An 18,847-nucleotide genomic window follows, 5' to 3' on the forward strand; every position below is an offset into this window, starting at 1 on the left:
TTTTCGATGCCGTGCCTTCTTGTGCCCTGAACCGGTCTGCCGAAGGAGATTTGCGTCTTGAGTAAGCTCTTCGAACCGCTGCTTTCGCTGCTGTCCCTGTACGGCCTTTCAACCGCGCAGCCAGCCCGCGTGCGCCGCGCCGCCATCCACATCAGCCACGCCGCCCCTCGCCGCCTGAACTGACGCTGTCGCCTACTGGAACAGCGACAGAATGATCTGCGGGGCCTGGTTGGCGATCGACAGGGATTGCGCGCCCAGTTGCTGCTGAACCTGAAGGGCCTGAAGCCGCGCACTTTCCTTGGCCAGGTCGGCGTCGACCAGATTGCCGATCCCCGCCTCAAGCGTGTCCACCAGCTTGCCAACGAAGGTGCGGTGCGCAGAGATTTGCTTGGCCTGAGCCCCCATCGAACCCAGGGCCGAGTTCAGCTGAGCGATGGAATCGTCCAGCTTGGTCAGGGCGTTGGTCGCGCCGGTCAGCGTCGTCAGGCTGTCCGAAAGCGACAGTTCGATGATGGTACCGCCCAGGGTCAGGTTTGCCCCCGACAGCGTCACGAACGACGTCGCCTCGGCATTGGCCAGGAACTTCACGCCATTGGTCAACGAGCCATTCAGCAGATTGCCACCGTCGAAGGTCGCATTCTCGACGGCCGAAGAAATGGCGCGCAGCAACGCCTTGAAGTCGTCGTCAAGCAGTTTGCGCGACTGGGTCTTCAGCGAATCGTCCTTCGCCAGGACGACCTTTTCCTTGAGCTGGTTCAGCAGGTCGGAGATCGATTCGCCGGCCGACAATCCGACATCCGCCAGAGACGTCGCGCGATCCAGGCTGGACTTTACGGCGCTCAGCGCACCCACATCGGCTCGCTGTTGCTGGGCGATGGCCCAGATGGCCGCATTGTCCTTGGCTCCCTGGACCTTCAGCCCCGTGGAAATCCGGCCCTGAACCTCGCCCAGCCGGTCGTTGGTGCGCGTCAGATTCTGCAGCGCGATGGCAGCGGAGGCATTGGTATGGACGCTATTCGTCATCCGACTCGACCCTTAGATGTTTGGATCAAGCTATGGCGCAAGGATGGACACATGGTTAACGCACGATAACCACGCGGATCGCTCCTGCGTGGCGAAATAGAGATGTGCGCTGATCTCAGGCCGTGGTGTCGATCACCGCGCCCGCATCATACTGGTCGGACTGCATCATCCGGACGACCTGTTCGCGGGGGAACTGGCGGACAACTTCGCCGGTCAACCGGTCCATTGTCTTGTAGATGAACGATCCGGCCTGGGGACCTTCCTCAATCACCAGGCGATAGCGCGAGGCCTTTTCGGCATTCTCGGCGGACTTGGAGCCGTTGAAGTTACCGCTGGTTGCCGATCCTCCCGAGACGGGCATGACGGCGGCGGTGGTCACAGCGGCTATGGCGGCATTGTTGCTCATGTCTCCCTCCGCCGACCTTTCGTCGACGGCTTCCTTCAAAGGAACTGGTTGTCGGGATTACTGAATAGGGTGGTCGGGCGGAGCCGGAGCCCCGCCCTTCCAGGTGGCTTGTTCTTAGCGGAACAGGCCCAGCAAGATCGAGGTCGAGGAGTTGGCGATCGACAGAGCCTGCACACCCAGCTGTTGCTTGGTTTGCAGCGACTGCAGTCGTGCGCTTTCCTTGGCCAGATCGGCGTCCACCAGATTGCCCACACCGGCGTCCAGCGAGTCCTGGAGCTTGCCGACGAAGGTCAGGTGGTTTTCAAACGCCTTGGAGCCCGTGCCCAGCTTGGACAGAGCCGTCGAGACGTTCTTGATCGAAGCGTCGACCGTGGCGATCATGGTGGTCGCATTGGCCGCCGTATCCAGAACGCCGGCGGCTGCGACGGTCACGATCGTGCCACCCAGCGACAGGTTCTGTTGAGCAACGTTGATGGTCGACGAGCCCTTGGCATTGGCCAGAGCCTTGAAGCCTGCGGTTCCTGCGTTGATCAGGTTCGTGCCGTCGAAGCTGGCGTTTGCCACAACGGTCGTGATCTGATCGCGCAGGTTGATGAAGTCTTCGTTCAGCGAAGCGCGAGCCGAAGTGCCCAGGCTGGTGTCCGAAGCGGACAGGGCCAGGGTCTTCATCTGCGTCAGCAGGTCCGAAATGCTTTCACCGGCCGACAGCGCCACATCGACGGTCGACTGACCGCGTTGCAGCGAAGACTTCACAGCGTTCAGCGAGGCGGACTCGGAGCGCTGGCTCTGGGCGATCGCCCAGATGGCACCGTTGTCCTTGGCAGAGTTGATGGACTTGCCGGTGTTGATGCGGTTTTGAGTGGTTGCCAGTTCAGCGTTGGTTTTCTGCAGGTTCTGCAGAGCGACCATTGCACCGACGTTCGTGTTCACGCTGTTGAGCGCCATGACGATATTCCTTGTTTCAAGGTGTCCGACGCCATTTTGGCTGCCGGGAACATTTTGTTCGAAACCTCTTCAGCAAGGACGGGACCATCGGGTTATCGATCGTGCCAAACCGGTCGGCGCTGATTTCATTACGGTACTTCTTGTTTACCACGTCCGCGACCCGGCTGAATGTGCCGGGTGTCGGCAGGTTTTGCCGGGTCACCCTGCACATTGTGCCGCTTGGCCCCTACCGCCAGCGATCCTGAAGCGCCCGTTCAGCCATCAGCGTCTCGACCGCCAGGGCTCGTGACGCCTCGCAGGCCACCAGTTGCGCCCCTCGCCTTACATAGGCAGCATCCAGGTCTGCCCGCGTCGGCCGATCCGGCAACACAGCCAACTGACAAGGTTGCACGGCCTCATCCGGCAGGGTCAGTCGTGGCGGTATCACAGACGGCGGGCGAGAGGCGGCACAGTTCGCGGTCATGATCGCGCAGCCGATCGGCACGACCAGCCTCGAGCAGGATTTCAGCATCATGGGCCTGTTCCGTCCTTCCCAGTGTGCGAGCCGTCGTTGCGGCGACCACATTCAATGTCTGATGATGGCGTGTCGTCCGACGCGCCTGCGCCTGCGCGCCCTCGACCTCCAGCCGACGGGCGGACAGGTCGCGGTCCAGCGTCTCGGCCCGTGTCTCCACCGCCTCAAGCCGCCGTCCGGCCACGTCAAAGGGATCCCAGCGCAGGCCCAGCCCTCGCCCGATACCGACAGCCAGTACGACGACCACCAGCACCATCAGGCCCCATCCCCAAGGCGTCAGAGCACGCAACACCCCCGGCATCCTCATGGGAACACCTTGCGGTCCAGCTCGAAATGCGGCCCGTCGCGCAGGCTCGGCCAGTCTCCGCCCCAGACGATGGGCGTACCCTGGCGCATCGCCGCCGCCTTGAAGGCTGCGGCGATGCGCGGATACAGCGGCCAGTCCCAGCGGACCTGACCGTCCACCAGGGCCGCGACATCGACCGCATGCCCTGTCAGGTGCCGCGACCGCTTGGTCCGGCTGGCGCCCGCCCGGAGCAGCGCCGCCTGACGCTCGGGCGTCCTCAGGCCCTCCGTCACCATGAAATCGACCGGCGACAGGGCGATCGCCTCGCGCACCAGGGCCACCAGCCGTGGATGTACCCCCTCCAGCCGCACCAGCGACCGCTTCGACAGACCGAATCCCATCAACGGCCCCCATCGTTCACACGCGGCGGCAGGCTTCTCAGACCCACGATCAGTTGCTGGGCCGTCGGCGCGACCAGATACAGCACCAGTGTCAGCGCCAGCAGCGCCATCAGCCCTTCCGCCAATCTGGGCGCGGCCTCGGGCGGCACCACGGCGATGAGACGATCCAGCAGCAGCCAGCACACGGCCGTGCCGACATAGACATACAGCCTGCGCCACAGCCATTGCCCCTCGGCCAGGGTCGGTGGAGACGTCTTCGTCAGGTCGCTCATCGTCCATCCTCCGGATCGAACAGGCCGACGGCGCTGCGCCAGCCTGGGCCGTCGCGACCGTTCAGGTCATGGATGTGCAGGTCTTCGTCACTCAGCCGACGGGGCGTGTCCCAGGCCTCGACATCCAGCAGGTCGGTGTCTTCGCGCATGCGCCTGCGGGTCATGATGCGGCTCATCCGACGGCGATCAGCCAGACGATGCCGCTGCCGCCCGCACCGCCCTGTCCGCCTACGCTGACCCCGGCCCCGCCGCCGCCACCGCCGCCACCGGGACCACCTGCTGCGCCGGCCCAGCCCGTGCCGCTGGTCGCCGCACCACCGCCGCCTCCGCCGCCGCCTGCCCATTGCAGCAGGATATCGCTCGGGCCGCTGCCTGCCGTGCCCACCGCTCCGATCCCACCCGCGCCCCCGGGACAGGTCGCGGTGCAAAGACCGCCATCACCGCCCGCGCCACCCGCTCTCGCGATACCGCCGGCGTCCAGCCCGCCGCCCGCGCCGCCGCCGCCCGGCGCATCGGTCCGCCCAAAGCTGCCGCCCGCACCGGCCGTTGCACTGACGCTGGACGCCCCGCCCGGATTGGTGCTGGTGGCCCCCAGCCCGGCCGATCCAGCAGGACCACTGGCGCTCGTACCTAGTCCCCCGCCACCGCCCCCGATGGCCTTCAGAAGGGCCTGCGAGCCACGGTAGACGATGCTGCCGCTACCACCCCCGCCGGGTCCGGCCACACCACCCGCGCCTCCGCCGCCGACCACGACGTCCAGCCCCGCCGCAACCCGCGCCGCCGACCAGCTGGCAAGGCTGACGCCGCCTCCACCCCCGCCTCCGCCGCCGAAGCGCGCGCCAGAGGCACCAAACGCCCCGGCCCCGCCGCCACCGCCCCCGGCCACCACGATGGCCTCGACGCTTCTGGCCCAGCTCGGCACGGCATAGGGGCCGCTGGCGTTGAACACCGTCACCTCGCGCCGACCCACGCCTCTGGGCAGGCTGACCTGACCCGTCGCCCGGTCCACACTCAGCGCCTCATGCCAGGTCGTCCCGTCCGCGCTGACCTTCAGCGTCAGGTCGTCGCCCCCGATCAGCCCCAGCTCGGCCCGGCCGGAAAACCCGCTCTGGAACAGCAGCGACAGCACATCGCCCGCCGCCTCCTTGTTGAACGTCAGCCTCAGATCGCCGTCACCGCCCGCCCCGCTCTCCAGCGCGGTCCACAGCGCCTTGTTCACCCGCGCCGCAAAGGGATTGGTCGCATCCGCCGTGTTCAGCCCCAGTCGGCTCAGTCCCTGCAAGGCCCGCAGACGCGACCCCAGCGCCACCCAGTCGCCGCCCGACCGCACGATCAGCTCGCCGGCGTCCTGCACTAGGGCGATCAGCCCGTTTTGCACCGGCACCTCGACCCAGCCGCCCATGTCGGCCCGGACCACCGTCCCCACCGCCCGCGCCGCCCAGTCCGCCCCCGTCCGCCCGGCGGGCAGCACATACAGCGCCCCCTCCTCCGGCGACGCAGGCTGAACCGTCATCGTGCGGCTGACGATCAGCGTCTGCACCAGGGCATCCAGCCGCGTCAGCGCCTCGTTCAGGGTCACGTGTTTCTGCATCTGCCCGGCCGCCAGATACGGCAGCTCCAGTCGGGCGGTTCGGTCGGCGCTCATGCGATTATCTCCGGGGGAATGTCGGAGATCAGTCTGCGCCAGCCGCTTCCTATGGCGGTCTCATGACGCTGCTCGCGCCCAATCCGGAATATAAATCAAAGACTTGGAAGATCTGATAATGCGGACAATCGCCGAACTCTCAGCACTTGGACGCTGCCCGCGAAACGCGCGCTTGACTCATTTAGACGTTTAGCTAATTGTCTTATCATGTCCCAGGTTTTCCGAGCCCTCTCCGATCCGACCCGCCGCCGCGTGCTGCAACTGCTGCGGCAAGGGCCGATGAGCGCGGGCGATCTCAGTGACCGGTTCGACGTCTCCAGACCGACCATGTCGGCGCACTTCGCGGTGCTGAAGGAGGCCGATCTCGTTCACGCCGAAAAGTCCGGAAAATCCGTCATCTATCACCTGAAGCTCTCGGTCCTCGAAGAGGCGCTGCTGGGCTTCGTTCACTCATTCGGCCTGGGCGAGGACGCGCCAGAGCCCAACAAGGAGACTGCAAAATGAAAAAGGATGTGATCACCGACCTGGCCTGGGGCGGCGGCATACTGGTCCTGGCCCTCATCGCGTCTTTCGCGCGACACCAGGGCTACATCGACCATGATACGACGACACGCATCGTGCTGGGCGCGACGGGGCTGATGGTCGCCTCGTTCGGGAACCGGATGCCCAAGAGAATGGTGCCCAACGCCCGCGCCCGTCAGGCGACCCGCGTCGGCGGCTGGTCGCTGGCGATCAGTGGCCTGATCTATGCTGGACTGTGGGCCTTCGCGCCCTTGAACGTGGCGCTGATCGGCGGGTGCGGTGCCATCATTCTCGGCATGGCCATCACCTTCGGCTACTGCCTGTCGCTGCGGGACAGGGCACGAAGCGCCTGATCATCAGGCCGCCCGGCGCATCCCGCCCCGCACCTCGTCGGGCCGCAGGGTCAGCACCCGCACGCCGTCCCTGGTCACCGCAACCGTATGCTCGAACTGGGCCGACAGCTTCCCGTCGGCGGTGACCACGGTCCAGCCGTCGTCCAGCGTCTCGACCATCCGGCGGCCCTGGTTCAGCATCGGCTCGATGGTGAAGGTCATGCCTTCCTTCAGCACCAGCCCCGTCCCCGGCTTGCCGAAATGCAGCACCTGCGGGGCCTCATGCATCTCGCGCCCGATGCCGTGGCCACAGTATTCGCGCACGATGGAATAGCCCGCCCGCCGCGCATGCCGCTCGATCGCATGGCCGATGTCGCCCAGACGCGCGCCGGGCTTTACCGCCAGTATGCCCCGCCACATCGCCTCGTATGTCGTCTGCACCAGCCGCCGCGCCGCAGGCGACACCGCCCCGATCAGATAGGTCTTGCTGGAATCGGCGATGAAGCCGTCCTTCTCCAGCGTGATGTCCAGGTTGACGATGTCCCCGTCCCTCAGCACCTCGTCCGCCGAGGGCACGCCATGACAGACCACGGCATTGATCGAGCTGTTCAGCACGAAGCCATAGTCATACTGGCCCCTGCTGGCCGGCCGCGCCTTCAGCTCATCGACGATGAAGGCCTCGACCCGGTCGTTGATCTCCAGCGTGCTCATCCCCGCCAGTGTCAGGCTGTCCAGATGGGCGAAGACCTGCGCCAGCAACCGCCCGGCCTCGGCCATCAGCTCCACTTCCGCCGGCGTCTTGGTCACGCCGCGACCGGCTCCGCCACAGGTGCATCCACCCCCGCCGCCTTCAGCTCGCGCGCCACCAGATCCTGATAGCTCACACCGGGATTCATCTCGCACAGCATGCCGATCCGGATCCAGAACGCCGCCTGCCCATTGATCGACCGGCACGACACCCGACTGGCCCGCCGCAGCTGCTCGTGCAGCTCATCCTCGATGTTGACGATGCCCATGGGGTGGCCCTGATATATATACGGTTCGTATGCGATATATATCATTCTCTCGCAGCGGCGCAATCTCGCGTTCAGATCGGCACGAACCGCGCGCCTAATCCAATCGGCAGCCGTCCCCGATCAAAGATGCGTTCGCACAGGGGATCACCTCCAGCAGAGTGCCAGCATCATCGAACCTCGCCACTACTCCTTCCGATGGGCGGCATCTTACTTCAAAGAACAGCCCCCTCTCTCCTCTCCCCATAGCGCGGACATCGGAAACGTCGCAGGTTTCAAGCTCCGTTCGCTGTAGACGCGATGCAAATGCGGTTTGGTCGTCGCCAAGCGACGTCAGGCTGCACTCTCCCCCCGAAGCCCTGACGGTAAGGCAATCAGTCACCAGCCATTCGGTTGCCAAGGGCTCGATCCAGTAGCCCTCGGGACCTGTGCAGTTGATCTCATAAATAAAAGCGCCGCTTGTACCCTGCCCGACCAGTCGTCCCTCCTGAACCTCGCAGGCGATGCCTGCAGAGGACGCCATGCGGACATAGTGACGGCGCGTGTTCCTGTTGGCCGGAAGCTGGCAGGCCGTGGATCCCCTTGTCCGGGCGTTCGCTGCAAGGGCCAGGCAGCTGATAGAGCGATACGGCGGTCCGATAACGATAAGGCCCGGGTCGTCCGAGGCGCAGGCCACCTCGTAGTGCGTAGCACCGTTTGCATCCCGGCCAAGGACGACGCCATTCGTGACTCGGCAGTCCGAACCTGCGCGATCGACGGCTGCCTGTGCGGAGGCGACGGCGCTGGCATCGCGGGTTATGCGACCGCGCGTCGTGGTGCCAAGTTCACGTGGACTTTGCGCGATGGCTGGCACGGCACCAACCATCAGACAAACACATAGCAGAAGTGTCATACGCATGCCGCGTACCCATCATGGTCTTCTCGAACGACAGATCATCTACTGCAATCCTTAGTCATGCAAATACACCACCCGCTTCAACTGCGGATCGCGCGCCACCACCTCCATGTGCCGCTCATGCTCGCCTGAGGCCTTGGCATCCGCTTCGCGCGCCTCGACCCAGTGGGTCTGTTCCATCTCGGCCTGCAGGGCCTTGGCGGCCAGCAAATGGCCCTGGAAGAAGAAGTCGACCGCGTCGCCCAGGATCGGCACCTCGCCCGTCGCCGTGTCGACACCCAGATAGCCGAACATCTTCAGCAGGGTCATCGGCGACGCCTTGGCCCGGACCGCCTGGGTCAGCAGCCATCCCCCCGCCCCCACCGTATAGACGGTGCCGACGATCGGGATCCACGTCAGCAGGCCATCCAGCCCGATGCCGAACGGCCCGATCCCCACCGCCCGGTCCGACAGCTTCTTGATGCCCTCGACATTGGCCCAGATCTTCTCGATATCGCCGATGGTCCGCTTGGCCATTCATTCGTCTCCTGCCGCCCCATCTCCTGCCGCAAAGCTTCCAACGCCCGATGACGTCACCCGTTCAACCGGACCTGCCCGCACGCCCTCCTTTCGCACGGGGCGGCCTGGCCTGGCGCATCGCCGAAGTCCTGATCGGCCTCGGCCTGTTCGCCCCGCTGACCCTGGCGGTGGCGGCCCTGTCCGGCTCGGGCCACCGCTGGATCGACATCCTGGCCCAGTTCACCGCCCCGGCCCTGACGGCCACGGTCCTGCTGACTGCTCTCGTCGCCCTCGCCCGCCTGTGGCGCGCCACCGCCTTCGGCCTGATCGTCGCCGTCACCCTTCTGGTCGCCGTCTGGCCCCAGTGGTTCCCGGCCCAGCCCCCGGCCCGCCCCGGCGCACCCGAACTGACCCTCTATTCCGCCAACGTCCACTATTTGAACACCGACATCGACCGCATGCGCCGCTCGATCGATCAGGCCGATCCCGACATCATTGTGCTGGTCGAACTCAGCCTCCAGACCGCCGACGGCATCGAGGCCCTGCTGGGCGACTATCCGCACCGCGTCCACGCCACCCTTCCGGCCCAGATGCGCGGGCCGTCGCGCTCCATCATCGCCTCGCGCTATCCCCTGACCCAGGTGCCGACCTTCCCCGACCTGCTGCACGATGTCGCCGCCGTGGCCCAGACCCCTCTGGGGCCAATCAACATCGTCGGTGTCCACCTGACCCGCCCTTGGCCCTATGAGTTCCAGCACGGCCAGGTCATCCAGACCGAGAACCTGGCCGACCTTCGCCGCACGACCACCGGCCCCATGATCGTGGCCGGCGATTTCAACAGCGTCTCATCCGCCCGCATCGGCCGTCAGGTCCGCGACGAGGTCGGCCTGCACCCGGCCCCCGGCATTCTGGGCACCTGGCCCACGGCCCTGCCCCCCGTCTTCGGCATGACCATCGACCAGGTCTACCGCTCGTCCGACCTGACCTTCACCCGTCGCCGCCTGGGTCGCCCCAACGGCTCGGACCACGCCCCGGTCATCACGACCTTCACTTTGGCGCAGTGATCAGCGCCTTCAGCCGCGCCTCATGCCCCTCGGTCGGGAAATCGTCCGCGATCCAGCCGTCCTCGAACGCCTTCAGCACCCGCCCCGTCTCCGGCCCCGGCTCCAGCCCCAGCCGCGCCAGCTCCCGTCCGCCGACCGGCAGCCGCGGCACGGCCCAGCGGTCCGCCAGCGCCAGCAACTGCCGCGCCGCGACTGCACCATCCGTCGCCTCCGCCCACCGCCGCACCACCGCATCCTTGAACCCCGGCCGCCCCTGCCGATACATCGCTGCCCGCGCCGCCTGATCCGTCATCTCCAGATCGACCACTGCCCACGCCCGCGCCGCCGCCGTCAGCCGGTCGCGCACCGCGTTGGACAGCCGCAGCCGCACCGCCACCGCCTTCACCACGTCCTGATCCGGCGGCAGCAACGCCATCAACCGCATCTCGCTCTCCGGCGACCGCTCCACCATCGCCTCGAACGTCGCCAGATCGGCCACCTCCGGCAGCACCTGCGCCAGCACGCCGGCCTCGCGCATCGCCGCCACGGCCCGCCTCGGGTCCGGCGCGGCCAACAGCTTCAGCATCTCCTTGGACACCCGCTCGGCCGACAGCCGCGTCATCCCCTCGGCCAGGGCCGCGCAGGCAGCCATCGCTTCGTCATCCGGCTCCCCTCGCCCGTACCAGGCGTAGAAGCGGAAGAATCTCAGGATGCGCAGATAGTCCTCGCGGATGCGCGTCCGGGCCTCACCGACAAAGACGATCCGCCCCTCCGCCGCGTCCGACACCCCATGCCCCGTCGGGTCGAATACCTCTCCGGACGCATCGGAATACAGCGCATTCAGCCGGAAATCGCGCCGCGCCGCATCCTCGGCCCAGTCGTCGGTGAAGGCCACGGTGGCATTGCGCCCGTCGGTCGAGACGTCCTGCCTCAGGGTCGTGATCTCATAGGGTTTGCGCCCCGACACCGCCGTCACCGTCCCGTGCGCCATGCCGGTCGGCACGGCCTTCAGCCCCGCCGCCTCGATCGCCGCCTTGGTTTCCTCGGGTTTCAGCGTCGTGGCGATATCCACATCGTCGATGACTTGCCCCATCAGGGCATTGCGCACACATCCACCCACGAACCGCGCACAGCCCGGCCCGCCCGCCGCCTCCAGCGCCGCTATCACCGCGCGCGTCGCCGGATCGCTCAGCCAGTCCTGTCCGGTCAGCCGCACGCTCACGCCGCATCCTCCCCATCGGCCACGACGACATCCTCGCCGTACAGCCGCACCCTCAGCGCCCGCACGATGCCTGCCGTCACGCCCCAGATGTAGCGCTCGCCGAACGGCATGGCCCAGTACCACCGCCTCGGTCCCGTCTCCGGGTCATAGTAGTCCCGACGGTGATTGGCCCCGTCGATCAGGAAATCCCACGGCACCTCGAACACCTCGGCCACCTCGTCCGGCGACGGCCTCGTCTCCGGCGCGCGGTTCAGCCAGCCGACCACCGGCGTGACCAGAAACCCCGTCCCCGTCTCATAGGCATCGCCCAGCCCCAGCACCTCGACCGCGCCGGGGTCGAGCGCCACCTCTTCCCACGCCTCGCGCAGCGCCGCCTGAACCGCCGTCTCGCCGGGGTCCAGCCGCCCCCCCGGAAAGGCGATCTGCCCGGTATGGCTGGCCAGGGTGTCGGACCGCCGCGTCATCAGAACGGTCGCCCCACCGTCATGCGCGATGATGGGGATCAGCACCGCCGCCGCCCGCAGGGTCCGCTCTTCGCGCACCGCATCCGGGTTCAGGTCGAAATCGGACCGTGCGGCCCCGCCCTCGACCGACCAGCTATCGACCGGCAGCAACCGCGCCTTCAGGTCCGCCTTCAGCGCCTCTCTACTCATTCGGCGCTCACGGGACCCAGCACAAAGGCCTGCCCTTGCGCCCGCACGATCCACTGCCCGCCCTCGACCTCGGCCGCCTCGACCAGTTCGTAGAAGACCGACCGCGCGATCCGCGCCCACAGATCGGCCCGCACATGCACGCGCGGCGCGGGCTCACCCGTCACCGGATCGGTATCGACGACGATGGGATGCTCCGGCCCCGCCTCGACCTCGTCGCCGACATCGGTGGTGAAGGTCAGCCGATCCGCCTCGATATCGACCGCCACTGCCCGGAACGGCAGATCCTCGACCGTGATCGACAGCTTCTCTCCCGGCGTGACCAGCACATAGCCATCCGCATCCTTGCGCAGGATGGTTGAGAACAGCCGCACCAGCTCAGGTCTCCCGATGGGCGATCCCTCGTGCATCCACAGGCCATCCCTCTGGATGACGATATCGATGTCGCCGCAATGCTCGGGGTGCCACAGATGCACCGGCGGAATGCCCCGCCCGGGCGCCTGCTTCGCTGCCGCCGCCACGGCGGCCAGTCCGGTCGGATTGTCGGATGAGGTCGGCATGCTACCGATCTAGGCCCGATCCCCCCGCGCCGAAAGCCCTGCGACCGTATCTGACGTATCCGCATGCCAGTCTGGCCACGATGAACTCGCCAACATCGAAGTCAGAAACGGCACCAGGTGGACTGAGTGGACTCAGTGGACTCTGTTTTCAGTCGGCCCGCACGATCCCGGAAACATCCCCCAGTCCCCGCCACAGCAGCCGCCGACCATCGACCGGCCCGGGCATGACGACGTCTTCGACCTTCCGGAACCCGAACCGTTCGAAGTACGGCACGTCTCCAACCAGCAATATGCCCGCCGCATCCCCGGCCTCGGCAAAGGCCAGGCACGCCTGCACCAGTTCGGCCCCCAGCCCCCCGCGCCGGTTGCCCGCCTCCACAGCGATCGGCCCCAGGAACAGCGCCCTCTTGCCTCCGACCGTGATGGCCCACAGCCTGACCGAGCCTATGACCGCGCCGTCCTCCCGCGCCACAAAGCCCGCAACCACCGACGCCCGCTCGCGCAGCCGCTCCGCTGTCTTGGCAAACCGGCCCGGCCCGAAGGCGGCCAGAACCAAGGCCTCGACCGCCGCGGCGTCCGCAGGTGTCTCGGTCTCGATACGAACAGGGGCTGACGGCGTGTCGAACATGGGCGTGGCGCCTAAAGCCCCGCGCCGCGCCACGCAATGGCCAATCAGCCGACCTTGCTGAAATCCGGTGCCCGCTTCTGGCTGAAGGCCATGAAGGCCTCCATCGCCTCGGGGCTCTTCATCTGGCTGCCGAAGGCCTCGCCCTCTCGCTGCATCAGGGCCCACAGGTGTTCGGCGTCCCGCATCAGCCGCTTGGTCTTGCGCAGCGAGTTGGGGGCTCGCGCGGCCAGCCTGCCAGCCAGTTCCAGCGCCGTCGCCTCGACCTGCTCGCTCGCCACCGCCCGGTTGGCCAGGCCCCAGGCCACGGCTGTGCGCCCGTCGACCGGCTCGCCCAGGGCAAAGATTTCGAACGCCCGCTGATGCCCCAGCACCTGCGGCAGCAACAGGCTGGACGCCGCCTCCGGAGCCAGCGCCAGATTGATGAAGGGCGCCGACAGCAGCGCATCCTCCGCCACCACCACCATGTCGCAATGCAGCAGCAGCGTCAGCCCGATCCCCACGGCCCGCCCCCGCACCGCCGCCACCGCCGGCTTGTCCAGATCGGCCAGCGCCTTGAGGAACTGGAACACCGGCATATCCAGCGGCTCACCCGCCTGAGATCCGATCGCGATGAAGTCGGCGATATCGTTGCCTGCCGAAAAGCTGTCGCCCTCGGCCCGGAACAGCAAGACCCGCACGGCATCGTCGCTCTGCGCCCGCTGCGTCGCTTCGGCCAGGGCGGCATACATCGCCTGAGTGATGGCATTCTTCTTGTCAGGCCGCGCGAAAATCACGCTCAGGATGCCGTCGCTCAGGTCGGTACGGATGTGGTCGGTCATGGCTCAGGCCTCCTCGATGTGGGCAGCGGTCCACCAGTCCACGCCATCGGCGTCCCGGGTCCGCTCAGCACGACCCTGACGGGCCAGATAGTTCAGATGCGCGATCGCTTCGCCCGTGGCCATGCCCCGAACCCCGTCGCCGATGGGGCGCGCAAACAGGCTGCCGAACACGTCCACCGCCCGCTTGGGCTCTTTCAGCGATCGCTCCAGCCGCTTCAGCGACATCTCATGCCCCCGGATCAGAGCATCCAGCCGCATGTGAACGCCATAGAACGGCTCGCCATGCGACGGCAGGATCAGCGCGCCCTCCGGCAGCACCGTCTTCATCCGCTCCAGCGAGACAAGCCAGTCCCCAAGCGGATCGGCCTCCGGCTCCGTGGGCCACACCGAGACATTGGAGGATATGCGCGGCAGGATCTGATCTCCGCCCAGCACCACATCGTCGCTCTCGCGCCACAGACAGGCATGCTCCGGGCTGTGCCCCTCGCCCACCACCACGCGCCAGTCGTGACCGCCTATGCTGATCCGGTCACCCTCGCTGATCCGCATATAGCCAGCGGGCATCGGCGACACCGCCATACCGAACCGCCCGAACTCGCGCCGGTAGGTCTCGATCTGGGTCTCGTCCCAGCCCGCCGCGCGATAGAAGGTCTCGCCTGCCTTCGGGGCCGTCTTGCCGGTATCCGACACCAGCATCCGCGCCGTCACATACTCCAGCCGCGTCATCAGAAGGGGCGCATCGAACCGCTCGCACAGCCATCCCGCCAGGCCGATGTGATCGGGATGCATGTGGGTACAGATCACCCGCGTCACCGGCCTCCCGCCCAGCGGCCCGCTCAGGATCGCTTCCCACAGCCCCCGCGTCTCCTCGATCGCCAGACCGGTATCGACAACGACCCAGCCTTCGCCATCCTCGATCGCGAAGACATTGATGTGGTTCAGGGCGATCGGCATCGGCAACCGCATCCACAGCACGCCGGGTGCGACCGGGGTTGCCTCTCCCGGGTTTGGCAAAGTGGCAAACGGATAGGTCAGGCCGCGCATATCGCGTGCCTCGTCTTTTCGCTCCGTTACGACGACGCCGTCCGCCAAGTCCGTCTCCTTTGAAGACCCTTGTCTAGGCCTAAACCGAATCGTGCGCCAGACACAGCGCACTTGACCCAGACGCCATTCCGCCTGACGCTGACCACAGTATGGATTTCCATCGGTTCGGAGCTTGACCGTGTCTCATTCTCGTCTGTTCACCGCCATCATATGTGGCCTGACACTGAGCTTAGGTGCCGCTCAGGTAGCCAATGCCCAAAGTCCGGGGGGCGGCTCGCTCCCAGAGGCCGGCGGGCGCGCTGCACCGGGCAACCCTTCCGATCCCATCAATGCGCGTGGGACACGCGACACGTCCGCTACGCGCCTTCGCGGCGCAAGACGTGAGCGTGCAGCGCCCGCAGCGCCCACCGCCGAGCAGATCACGGCTGGCGCACAGGCTTTGGCTACCGCCTCAGGCCTGGCCTGCGAAGTCACCCAGGCCACTCTGCTAGGGCAGGATCAGCAGCAGCAACAGATCTATGAGGCAGCCTGCGCGACTGGCCCGGGCTACATCATTGTCGGTTCCACTCCCCCTTTGGCCGTCGACTGCCTGGAGCTCGCCGGTACGGCCGCAACGGCAAGAGCTCGTAACCCGGAGGCCAACGTCGGCCAGCAATGTGCCCTGCCAGCCAATGACAATGGCCTCGCCGTCATCGGCGGCTGGGCCCGCGAAGCGGGCGTGACCTGCACCGTCGATCAGGCCTTGGCGATCGGCAAGAGCATGGGCGGTTCCATGATCTACGAAGTCGGCTGCGCCAATGCTGACGGATACTGGCTGGAAAAGACATCCACAGGCTGGGATCTGCAGGAATGCATTCAGGTTCAGGCTTCCGAGGGGGCCTGCAACTTCACAACACCCGCAGAACAGGCCGCCGGCTTCCGAACCAAGCTGGCGGGGACAGACGCCGCTGCCTGTGATGTCCAGACCGTTCGGCTGATGGGACGCAATGCCAACGGGCGGTTCTACGAAGCCAAATGCGGCGCAGGTGACGGTTACATCGCTCGAGTCAACAACGAGGGTGTCACGCAACAGGTTTACCCATGCGCCACAGCTCAGAACATCGGCGGCGGCTGCCGGCTGACCACGACCGCAGCGGCCGCGGCACCGACCGAGTAGTACATCCCGCTTCCCGTTTCCTCACGCCCTCCGGAGTCCGCTCCGGAGGGCGTTTTCACATCCGGCTTCACAGAACGCCCCGATGCGACGTAATCAGGGCGGATGCGCATCGCCACCTGGAACGTCAACTCCGTCAACGCCCGGCTCCCGACCGTGCTGGCCTGGCTCGAGGCCGCCGCGCCAGACGTGGTCTGCATGCAGGAAATCAAATGCCAGGATGAGAAATTCCCGCGCGAGGCCTTTGAGTCGCTTGGCTACAACGTCGAGGTCCACGGGCAGAAGAGCTACAATGGCGTCGCACTGCTCTCGAAACACCCGGTCTCGGACGTCCGCCGCGGCCTGCCTGGCACCGACACCTCCGGTGTCGAGTCCGACTTCGAGCAGGCCCGGTATATCGAGGCCCTGGTCGAGACCCCGCGCCCTGTCCGCGTCGGCGGCCTGTATCTGCCCAACGGCAATCCGGTCGGCACCGAAAAATTCGCCTACAAGCTGTCGTGGATGGACCGTCTCCACACTCACGCCCGCGATCTGTTGGCTCAGGAAGAAGCCTTCGTTCTGTGCGGTGACTACAATGTCATACCCACGCCGCAGGACGCCAAGACGCCGGACGCCTGGCTTGGCGATGCCCTCTACCAACCCCAGAGCAAGGCTGCCTTTCGCGCACTGAAACACCTCGGACTGTCCGAAGCCGGCGAACTGGGCCAGCAGCCGCCCGGCACCTTTACTTTCTGGGACTATCAGGCCGGGGCCTGGCAGCGCGACAACGGCATCCGCATCGACTTCCACCTGCTCTCGCCCCAGGCCGCAGACCGGTTCCGGGGGATTGAGACCCACCGTGACGCCCGCGACATGGACAAGCCCAGCGACCACGTCCCCGTGGTCGTCGATCTGGAGGACTGAGCATGGCCGAGGCCCTGCGCCTGGTGCTTCTGGTGGCGCTGGCGGCAGCGGCACTGACCACCGGTGCCCTCGTCCTGGCCTGGTGGATGGAGCCTCTGCGCCGCATGAAGCGGGCGCTGTTCAAATCACTGGCGGCATCGCCCGAGGCCGAGGCCTATTCTCCCGCAGAAGGCCGCGCCGCTGGCCTGGATTTTGACGGGGCGCAGGTCAGCGTCCTGTGGAATCGCGGCGGCTCGGGCCTGGTCTACGACTTCCACGAAATCGAGGGCGGTGAGATCATCGTCGACGGGCACGTCGTGGCCCGCGTGCGACGCGGCGAGACCCGCAAGTCCCTCGACATCCTGGCACCCGATGCTGAACAGGTCACCCTGCGCCTGCTGTTCGACGACGCTCGCCACCCGGAGTTCGAGCTGGCCCTGTGGGACGCGACCCTGCCGGTCCAGACCAGCTCACCGGGCGAGGCCCTGCGCCTGGGCCGGCGCTGGCTGTCACATCTGGAAGCCCTGCTGAAGGGCTAGCCCACACGCGACGCCAACACCTTGCGCAACTGCCGCCCCACCGCCAGTGGCCGCCCATCCTGGGCCCAGGCGGTAGCATCTTCGACCGTCCAGCCTGCGTGGCTGTCGCGCGAGACAAACTCGAAATAGGTCCAGCCGTCCGGGGCCGCATCCTCGGGCACCGGGCCAAAGAAGTCATAGCGCAGGTCGGCCGTGGCCGAGACGGCGGGCGGCGGCGGCAGCATGGTCCAGTAAACCGGAAAGGTCGCATCCAGCAGAAAGGCCAGCCTCGCCTCGTCCAGTGGTCGGCCGTCCACCGTCCGCATCCAGACCCCCATACGGTCGGTGGTGTTGCGCCCGAATAGCTGGATGCCGCCGACGAACCGATGCTCCACGTGATGCAGGAAATGCGGCGCAAACCCGTCGCCCATTGGCGTCAACGGCTGGTCGAGCAGTGGCGGAGGCACGATGGCCGCGGCGCGAACCTCGGGGCCGTCCCCGGGACTGCCGAAGGTCACCTGGGCGCTCATCGCCAGCCGGTCTCCCTGCCCGGCCCGCACCGACGTATAGACCGCCGACCGTCCGCCCCTCAGCTTCTCGCTGGTCAGGGTCAGCGGTTGGAACCGGGCCCCGACCAGGAACTGGACCGACACGCTCCGCAGCGGCTGGGTTATCTCCAGCGCCTGACGTGGGGCCTTCATCGCCAGCGCGCTCATCAGCCCGCCGAACGGCGCGCCCTTCTCACCTGGCCAGCTCCGCGGTGCGTTGGAGAAACCGGTGGTCAGATCGGCCGTCAGACCCCCCGCGCCGTTGGCGCTCAAGGTCAGGGCCTGATCCAGTGTCTGTTCGGTCATGGGATCACTGCAAAAAAAGACGGGCGGACGACGCGATGTCTTCCGCCCGGAGGTCGAGGGGATCAGGACGCGTCGCGCAGGTGATGCGATATGTCCATAGCCAAAAGCAACTTACCTTGTCCGTTCCGATTGGCAACCCTCTTGCAAATCCCCTGACGCAGGGTCACTTTCGTCCGTATGGGACGCACCGCCGACTATTCACGCCAGAGCTGTTCGATCGCCGCGACGCTGGAGGTCATCGGCGACCCCTGGACCCTGCTGGTCATCCGCGACGCCTTCAACGGTATCAGCCGCTTTGAACAGTGGCAGGACCGTCTGGGCGTCGCCCGTAACGTCCTGGCGGCGCGGCTGAAGTCGCTGGTGCAGCACGGCGTGCTGGAGCCTCGCCTGTATTCCGAACGTCCGCCCCGCAACGAATACGTCCTGACCGCCAAGGGCAAGGATCTGTACGGCGTCATCGTCACCCTGCACGCGTGGGGGGCCAAGCATGTCTATGGCGACACTGACGCCGGCATCACCATGCGGCACAAGACCTGCGATCACGACCTGTCGCCGCGCATCGCCTGCGGCCACTGCAATGAGATCGTCAAGCCGCGGGACATCCAGCTGATCCGCGCCGAAAACTGCGCCACCGTCGGTGACGTCATGCCGCGCGAAGCCGCCGACTGACCTCACGCGTTCCAAACTGCCGTCCCCTGCACGATCTGTATCCTTTACCTGAAG

At 66.6% G+C, this 18,847-nt stretch carries 27 protein-coding genes; 8 read left to right on the top strand and 19 right to left on the bottom strand.

Features of this window, described 5'->3' with window-relative positions; translation table 11 throughout:
* Positions 1-57 precede the first annotated feature (57 nt).
* On the top strand, positions 58-183 hold the full coding sequence (locus tag WC585_RS09810) for a hypothetical protein (protein WP_373257729.1): 126 nt from the start codon (positions 58-60) through the stop codon (positions 181-183).
* Positions 184-192: 9 nt separating this feature from the next.
* On the opposite strand, the gene WC585_RS09815 is transcribed toward WC585_RS09810, so the two are convergent.
* The 9 genes from WC585_RS09815 to WC585_RS09855 form a co-directional block, all read right to left on the bottom strand.
* Complete coding sequence (locus tag WC585_RS09815; RefSeq protein ID WP_373257730.1) at positions 193-1,023, bottom strand: flagellin; 831 nt, start codon at positions 1,021-1,023, stop codon at positions 193-195.
* A 115-nt stretch (positions 1,024-1,138) separates the two neighbouring features.
* Entirely contained in the window at positions 1,139-1,429 is a 291-nt protein-coding gene (locus tag WC585_RS09820) for a flagellar protein FlaG (protein ID WP_373257731.1), read from the bottom strand.
* 114 nt (positions 1,430-1,543) lie between these two features.
* Complete coding sequence (locus WC585_RS09825; RefSeq protein WP_373257733.1) at positions 1,544-2,374, bottom strand: flagellin; 831 nt, start codon at positions 2,372-2,374, stop codon at positions 1,544-1,546.
* A 226-nt stretch (positions 2,375-2,600) separates the two neighbouring features.
* The gene (locus WC585_RS09830) at positions 2,601-2,765 is read right to left on the bottom strand and encodes a hypothetical protein (RefSeq protein WP_373257735.1); all 165 of its coding nucleotides are present in this window, start codon (positions 2,763-2,765) and stop codon (positions 2,601-2,603) included.
* A 4-nt stretch (positions 2,766-2,769) separates the two neighbouring features.
* The gene (locus WC585_RS09835; protein WP_373257736.1) at positions 2,770-3,180 is read right to left on the bottom strand and encodes a hypothetical protein; all 411 of its coding nucleotides are present in this window, start codon (positions 3,178-3,180) and stop codon (positions 2,770-2,772) included.
* 11 nt (positions 3,181-3,191) lie between these two features.
* On the bottom strand, positions 3,192-3,575 hold the full coding sequence (locus tag WC585_RS09840; RefSeq protein ID WP_373257738.1) for a M15 family metallopeptidase: 384 nt from the start codon (positions 3,573-3,575) through the stop codon (positions 3,192-3,194).
* The gene (locus WC585_RS09845) at positions 3,575-3,847 is read right to left on the bottom strand and encodes a hypothetical protein (protein WP_373257740.1); all 273 of its coding nucleotides are present in this window, start codon (positions 3,845-3,847) and stop codon (positions 3,575-3,577) included. Before WC585_RS09845 ends, WC585_RS09840 begins: the two co-directional genes overlap by 1 nt.
* Positions 3,844-4,011, bottom strand: a complete 168-nt coding sequence (locus tag WC585_RS09850) for a hypothetical protein (RefSeq protein WP_373257741.1) — start codon at positions 4,009-4,011, stop codon at positions 3,844-3,846. The genes WC585_RS09845 and WC585_RS09850 overlap by 4 nt, the downstream gene beginning before the upstream one ends.
* An 8-nt stretch (positions 4,012-4,019) precedes the next feature.
* The gene (locus WC585_RS09855) at positions 4,020-5,492 is read right to left on the bottom strand and encodes a DUF2793 domain-containing protein (protein WP_373257742.1); all 1,473 of its coding nucleotides are present in this window, start codon (positions 5,490-5,492) and stop codon (positions 4,020-4,022) included.
* A 207-nt stretch (positions 5,493-5,699) separates the two neighbouring features.
* Between WC585_RS09855 and WC585_RS09860 the strand changes: the two genes are divergently transcribed.
* Positions 5,700-5,996 (top strand): autorepressor SdpR family transcription factor, encoded by a 297-nt coding sequence (locus WC585_RS09860; protein ID WP_373257744.1) that lies wholly within the window; start codon positions 5,700-5,702, stop codon positions 5,994-5,996.
* Positions 5,993-6,367, top strand: a complete 375-nt coding sequence (locus WC585_RS09865; protein ID WP_373257746.1) for an ammonium transporter — start codon at positions 5,993-5,995, stop codon at positions 6,365-6,367. Before WC585_RS09860 ends, WC585_RS09865 begins: the two co-directional genes overlap by 4 nt.
* Before the next feature lie 3 nt (positions 6,368-6,370).
* Here the strand turns inward: WC585_RS09865 and map are convergent, their stop codons facing one another.
* The 3 genes from map to WC585_RS09880 all read right to left on the bottom strand — a co-directional run bounded on the left by map (position 6,371) and on the right by WC585_RS09880 (position 8,770).
* Positions 6,371-7,153 (bottom strand): type I methionyl aminopeptidase, encoded by a 783-nt coding sequence (gene map / locus WC585_RS09870; RefSeq protein WP_373257748.1) that lies wholly within the window; start codon positions 7,151-7,153, stop codon positions 6,371-6,373.
* Positions 7,150-7,362: a ParD-like family protein gene (locus WC585_RS09875; protein ID WP_373257750.1), complete on the bottom strand. Its 213-nt coding sequence runs from the start codon at positions 7,360-7,362 to the stop codon at positions 7,150-7,152. The genes map and WC585_RS09875 overlap by 4 nt, the downstream gene beginning before the upstream one ends.
* Positions 7,363-8,308: 946 nt before the next feature.
* On the bottom strand, positions 8,309-8,770 hold the full coding sequence (locus WC585_RS09880) for a DUF4112 domain-containing protein (protein ID WP_373257753.1): 462 nt from the start codon (positions 8,768-8,770) through the stop codon (positions 8,309-8,311).
* 50 nt (positions 8,771-8,820) lie between these two features.
* On the opposite strand from WC585_RS09880, the gene WC585_RS09885 reads away from it, so the two are divergent.
* Positions 8,821-9,816 (top strand): endonuclease/exonuclease/phosphatase family protein, encoded by a 996-nt coding sequence (locus tag WC585_RS09885; protein ID WP_373257756.1) that lies wholly within the window; start codon positions 8,821-8,823, stop codon positions 9,814-9,816.
* Here the strand turns inward: WC585_RS09885 and WC585_RS09890 are convergent.
* The 6 genes from WC585_RS09890 to WC585_RS09915 all read right to left on the bottom strand — a co-directional run bounded on the left by WC585_RS09890 (position 9,800) and on the right by WC585_RS09915 (position 14,765).
* On the bottom strand, positions 9,800-11,017 hold the full coding sequence (locus tag WC585_RS09890) for a CCA tRNA nucleotidyltransferase (protein WP_373257759.1): 1,218 nt from the start codon (positions 11,015-11,017) through the stop codon (positions 9,800-9,802). The genes WC585_RS09885 and WC585_RS09890 overlap by 17 nt on opposite strands.
* Positions 11,014-11,670, bottom strand: a complete 657-nt coding sequence (locus tag WC585_RS09895) for a CoA pyrophosphatase (protein ID WP_373257760.1) — start codon at positions 11,668-11,670, stop codon at positions 11,014-11,016. Before WC585_RS09895 ends, WC585_RS09890 begins: the two co-directional genes overlap by 4 nt.
* Complete coding sequence (locus WC585_RS09900) at positions 11,667-12,227, bottom strand: DUF1285 domain-containing protein (protein WP_373257762.1); 561 nt, start codon at positions 12,225-12,227, stop codon at positions 11,667-11,669. The genes WC585_RS09895 and WC585_RS09900 overlap by 4 nt, the downstream gene beginning before the upstream one ends.
* 148 nt (positions 12,228-12,375) lie before the next feature.
* Positions 12,376-12,855, bottom strand: coding sequence for a GNAT family N-acetyltransferase (locus tag WC585_RS09905; RefSeq protein ID WP_373257764.1), 480 nt, complete (start codon positions 12,853-12,855; stop codon positions 12,376-12,378).
* 44 nt (positions 12,856-12,899) lie between these two features.
* The gene (locus WC585_RS09910; protein ID WP_373257766.1) at positions 12,900-13,673 is read right to left on the bottom strand and encodes an enoyl-CoA hydratase; all 774 of its coding nucleotides are present in this window, start codon (positions 13,671-13,673) and stop codon (positions 12,900-12,902) included.
* Between the two features lie 3 nt (positions 13,674-13,676).
* Positions 13,677-14,765 carry an MBL fold metallo-hydrolase gene (locus WC585_RS09915; RefSeq protein ID WP_373257768.1) on the bottom strand — a complete coding sequence of 363 codons (1,089 nt, stop codon included), beginning with the start codon at positions 14,763-14,765 and terminating at the stop codon, positions 13,677-13,679.
* Between the two features lie 391 nt (positions 14,766-15,156).
* Here WC585_RS09915 and WC585_RS09920 point away from each other — a divergent pair, with 391 nt between their 5' ends.
* The 3 genes from WC585_RS09920 to WC585_RS09930 all read left to right on the top strand — a co-directional run bounded on the left by WC585_RS09920 (position 15,157) and on the right by WC585_RS09930 (position 17,291).
* Complete coding sequence (locus WC585_RS09920; RefSeq protein WP_373257769.1) at positions 15,157-15,873, top strand: hypothetical protein; 717 nt, start codon at positions 15,157-15,159, stop codon at positions 15,871-15,873.
* Positions 15,874-15,975: 102 nt separating this feature from the next.
* The gene (gene xth, locus WC585_RS09925; protein WP_373257771.1) at positions 15,976-16,773 is read left to right on the top strand and encodes an exodeoxyribonuclease III; all 798 of its coding nucleotides are present in this window, start codon (positions 15,976-15,978) and stop codon (positions 16,771-16,773) included.
* 2 nt (positions 16,774-16,775) lie between these two features.
* The gene (locus WC585_RS09930) at positions 16,776-17,291 is read left to right on the top strand and encodes a hypothetical protein (RefSeq protein ID WP_373257773.1); all 516 of its coding nucleotides are present in this window, start codon (positions 16,776-16,778) and stop codon (positions 17,289-17,291) included.
* On the opposite strand, the gene WC585_RS09935 is transcribed toward WC585_RS09930, so the two are convergent.
* Entirely contained in the window at positions 17,288-18,124 is an 837-nt protein-coding gene (locus tag WC585_RS09935) for an acyl-CoA thioesterase (protein WP_373257775.1), read from the bottom strand. The two genes, WC585_RS09930 and WC585_RS09935, sit on opposite strands and share 4 nt — an antisense overlap.
* 177 nt (positions 18,125-18,301) lie before the next feature.
* Here WC585_RS09935 and WC585_RS09940 point away from each other — a divergent pair, with 177 nt between their 5' ends.
* Positions 18,302-18,793: a winged helix-turn-helix transcriptional regulator gene (locus tag WC585_RS09940; protein WP_373257776.1), complete on the top strand. Its 492-nt coding sequence runs from the start codon at positions 18,302-18,304 to the stop codon at positions 18,791-18,793.
* Positions 18,794-18,847: the final 54 nt, after the last annotated feature.

It is taken from the genome of Brevundimonas sp., assembly GCF_041648055.1.
GTDB lineage: Bacteria > Pseudomonadota > Alphaproteobacteria > Caulobacterales > Caulobacteraceae > Brevundimonas.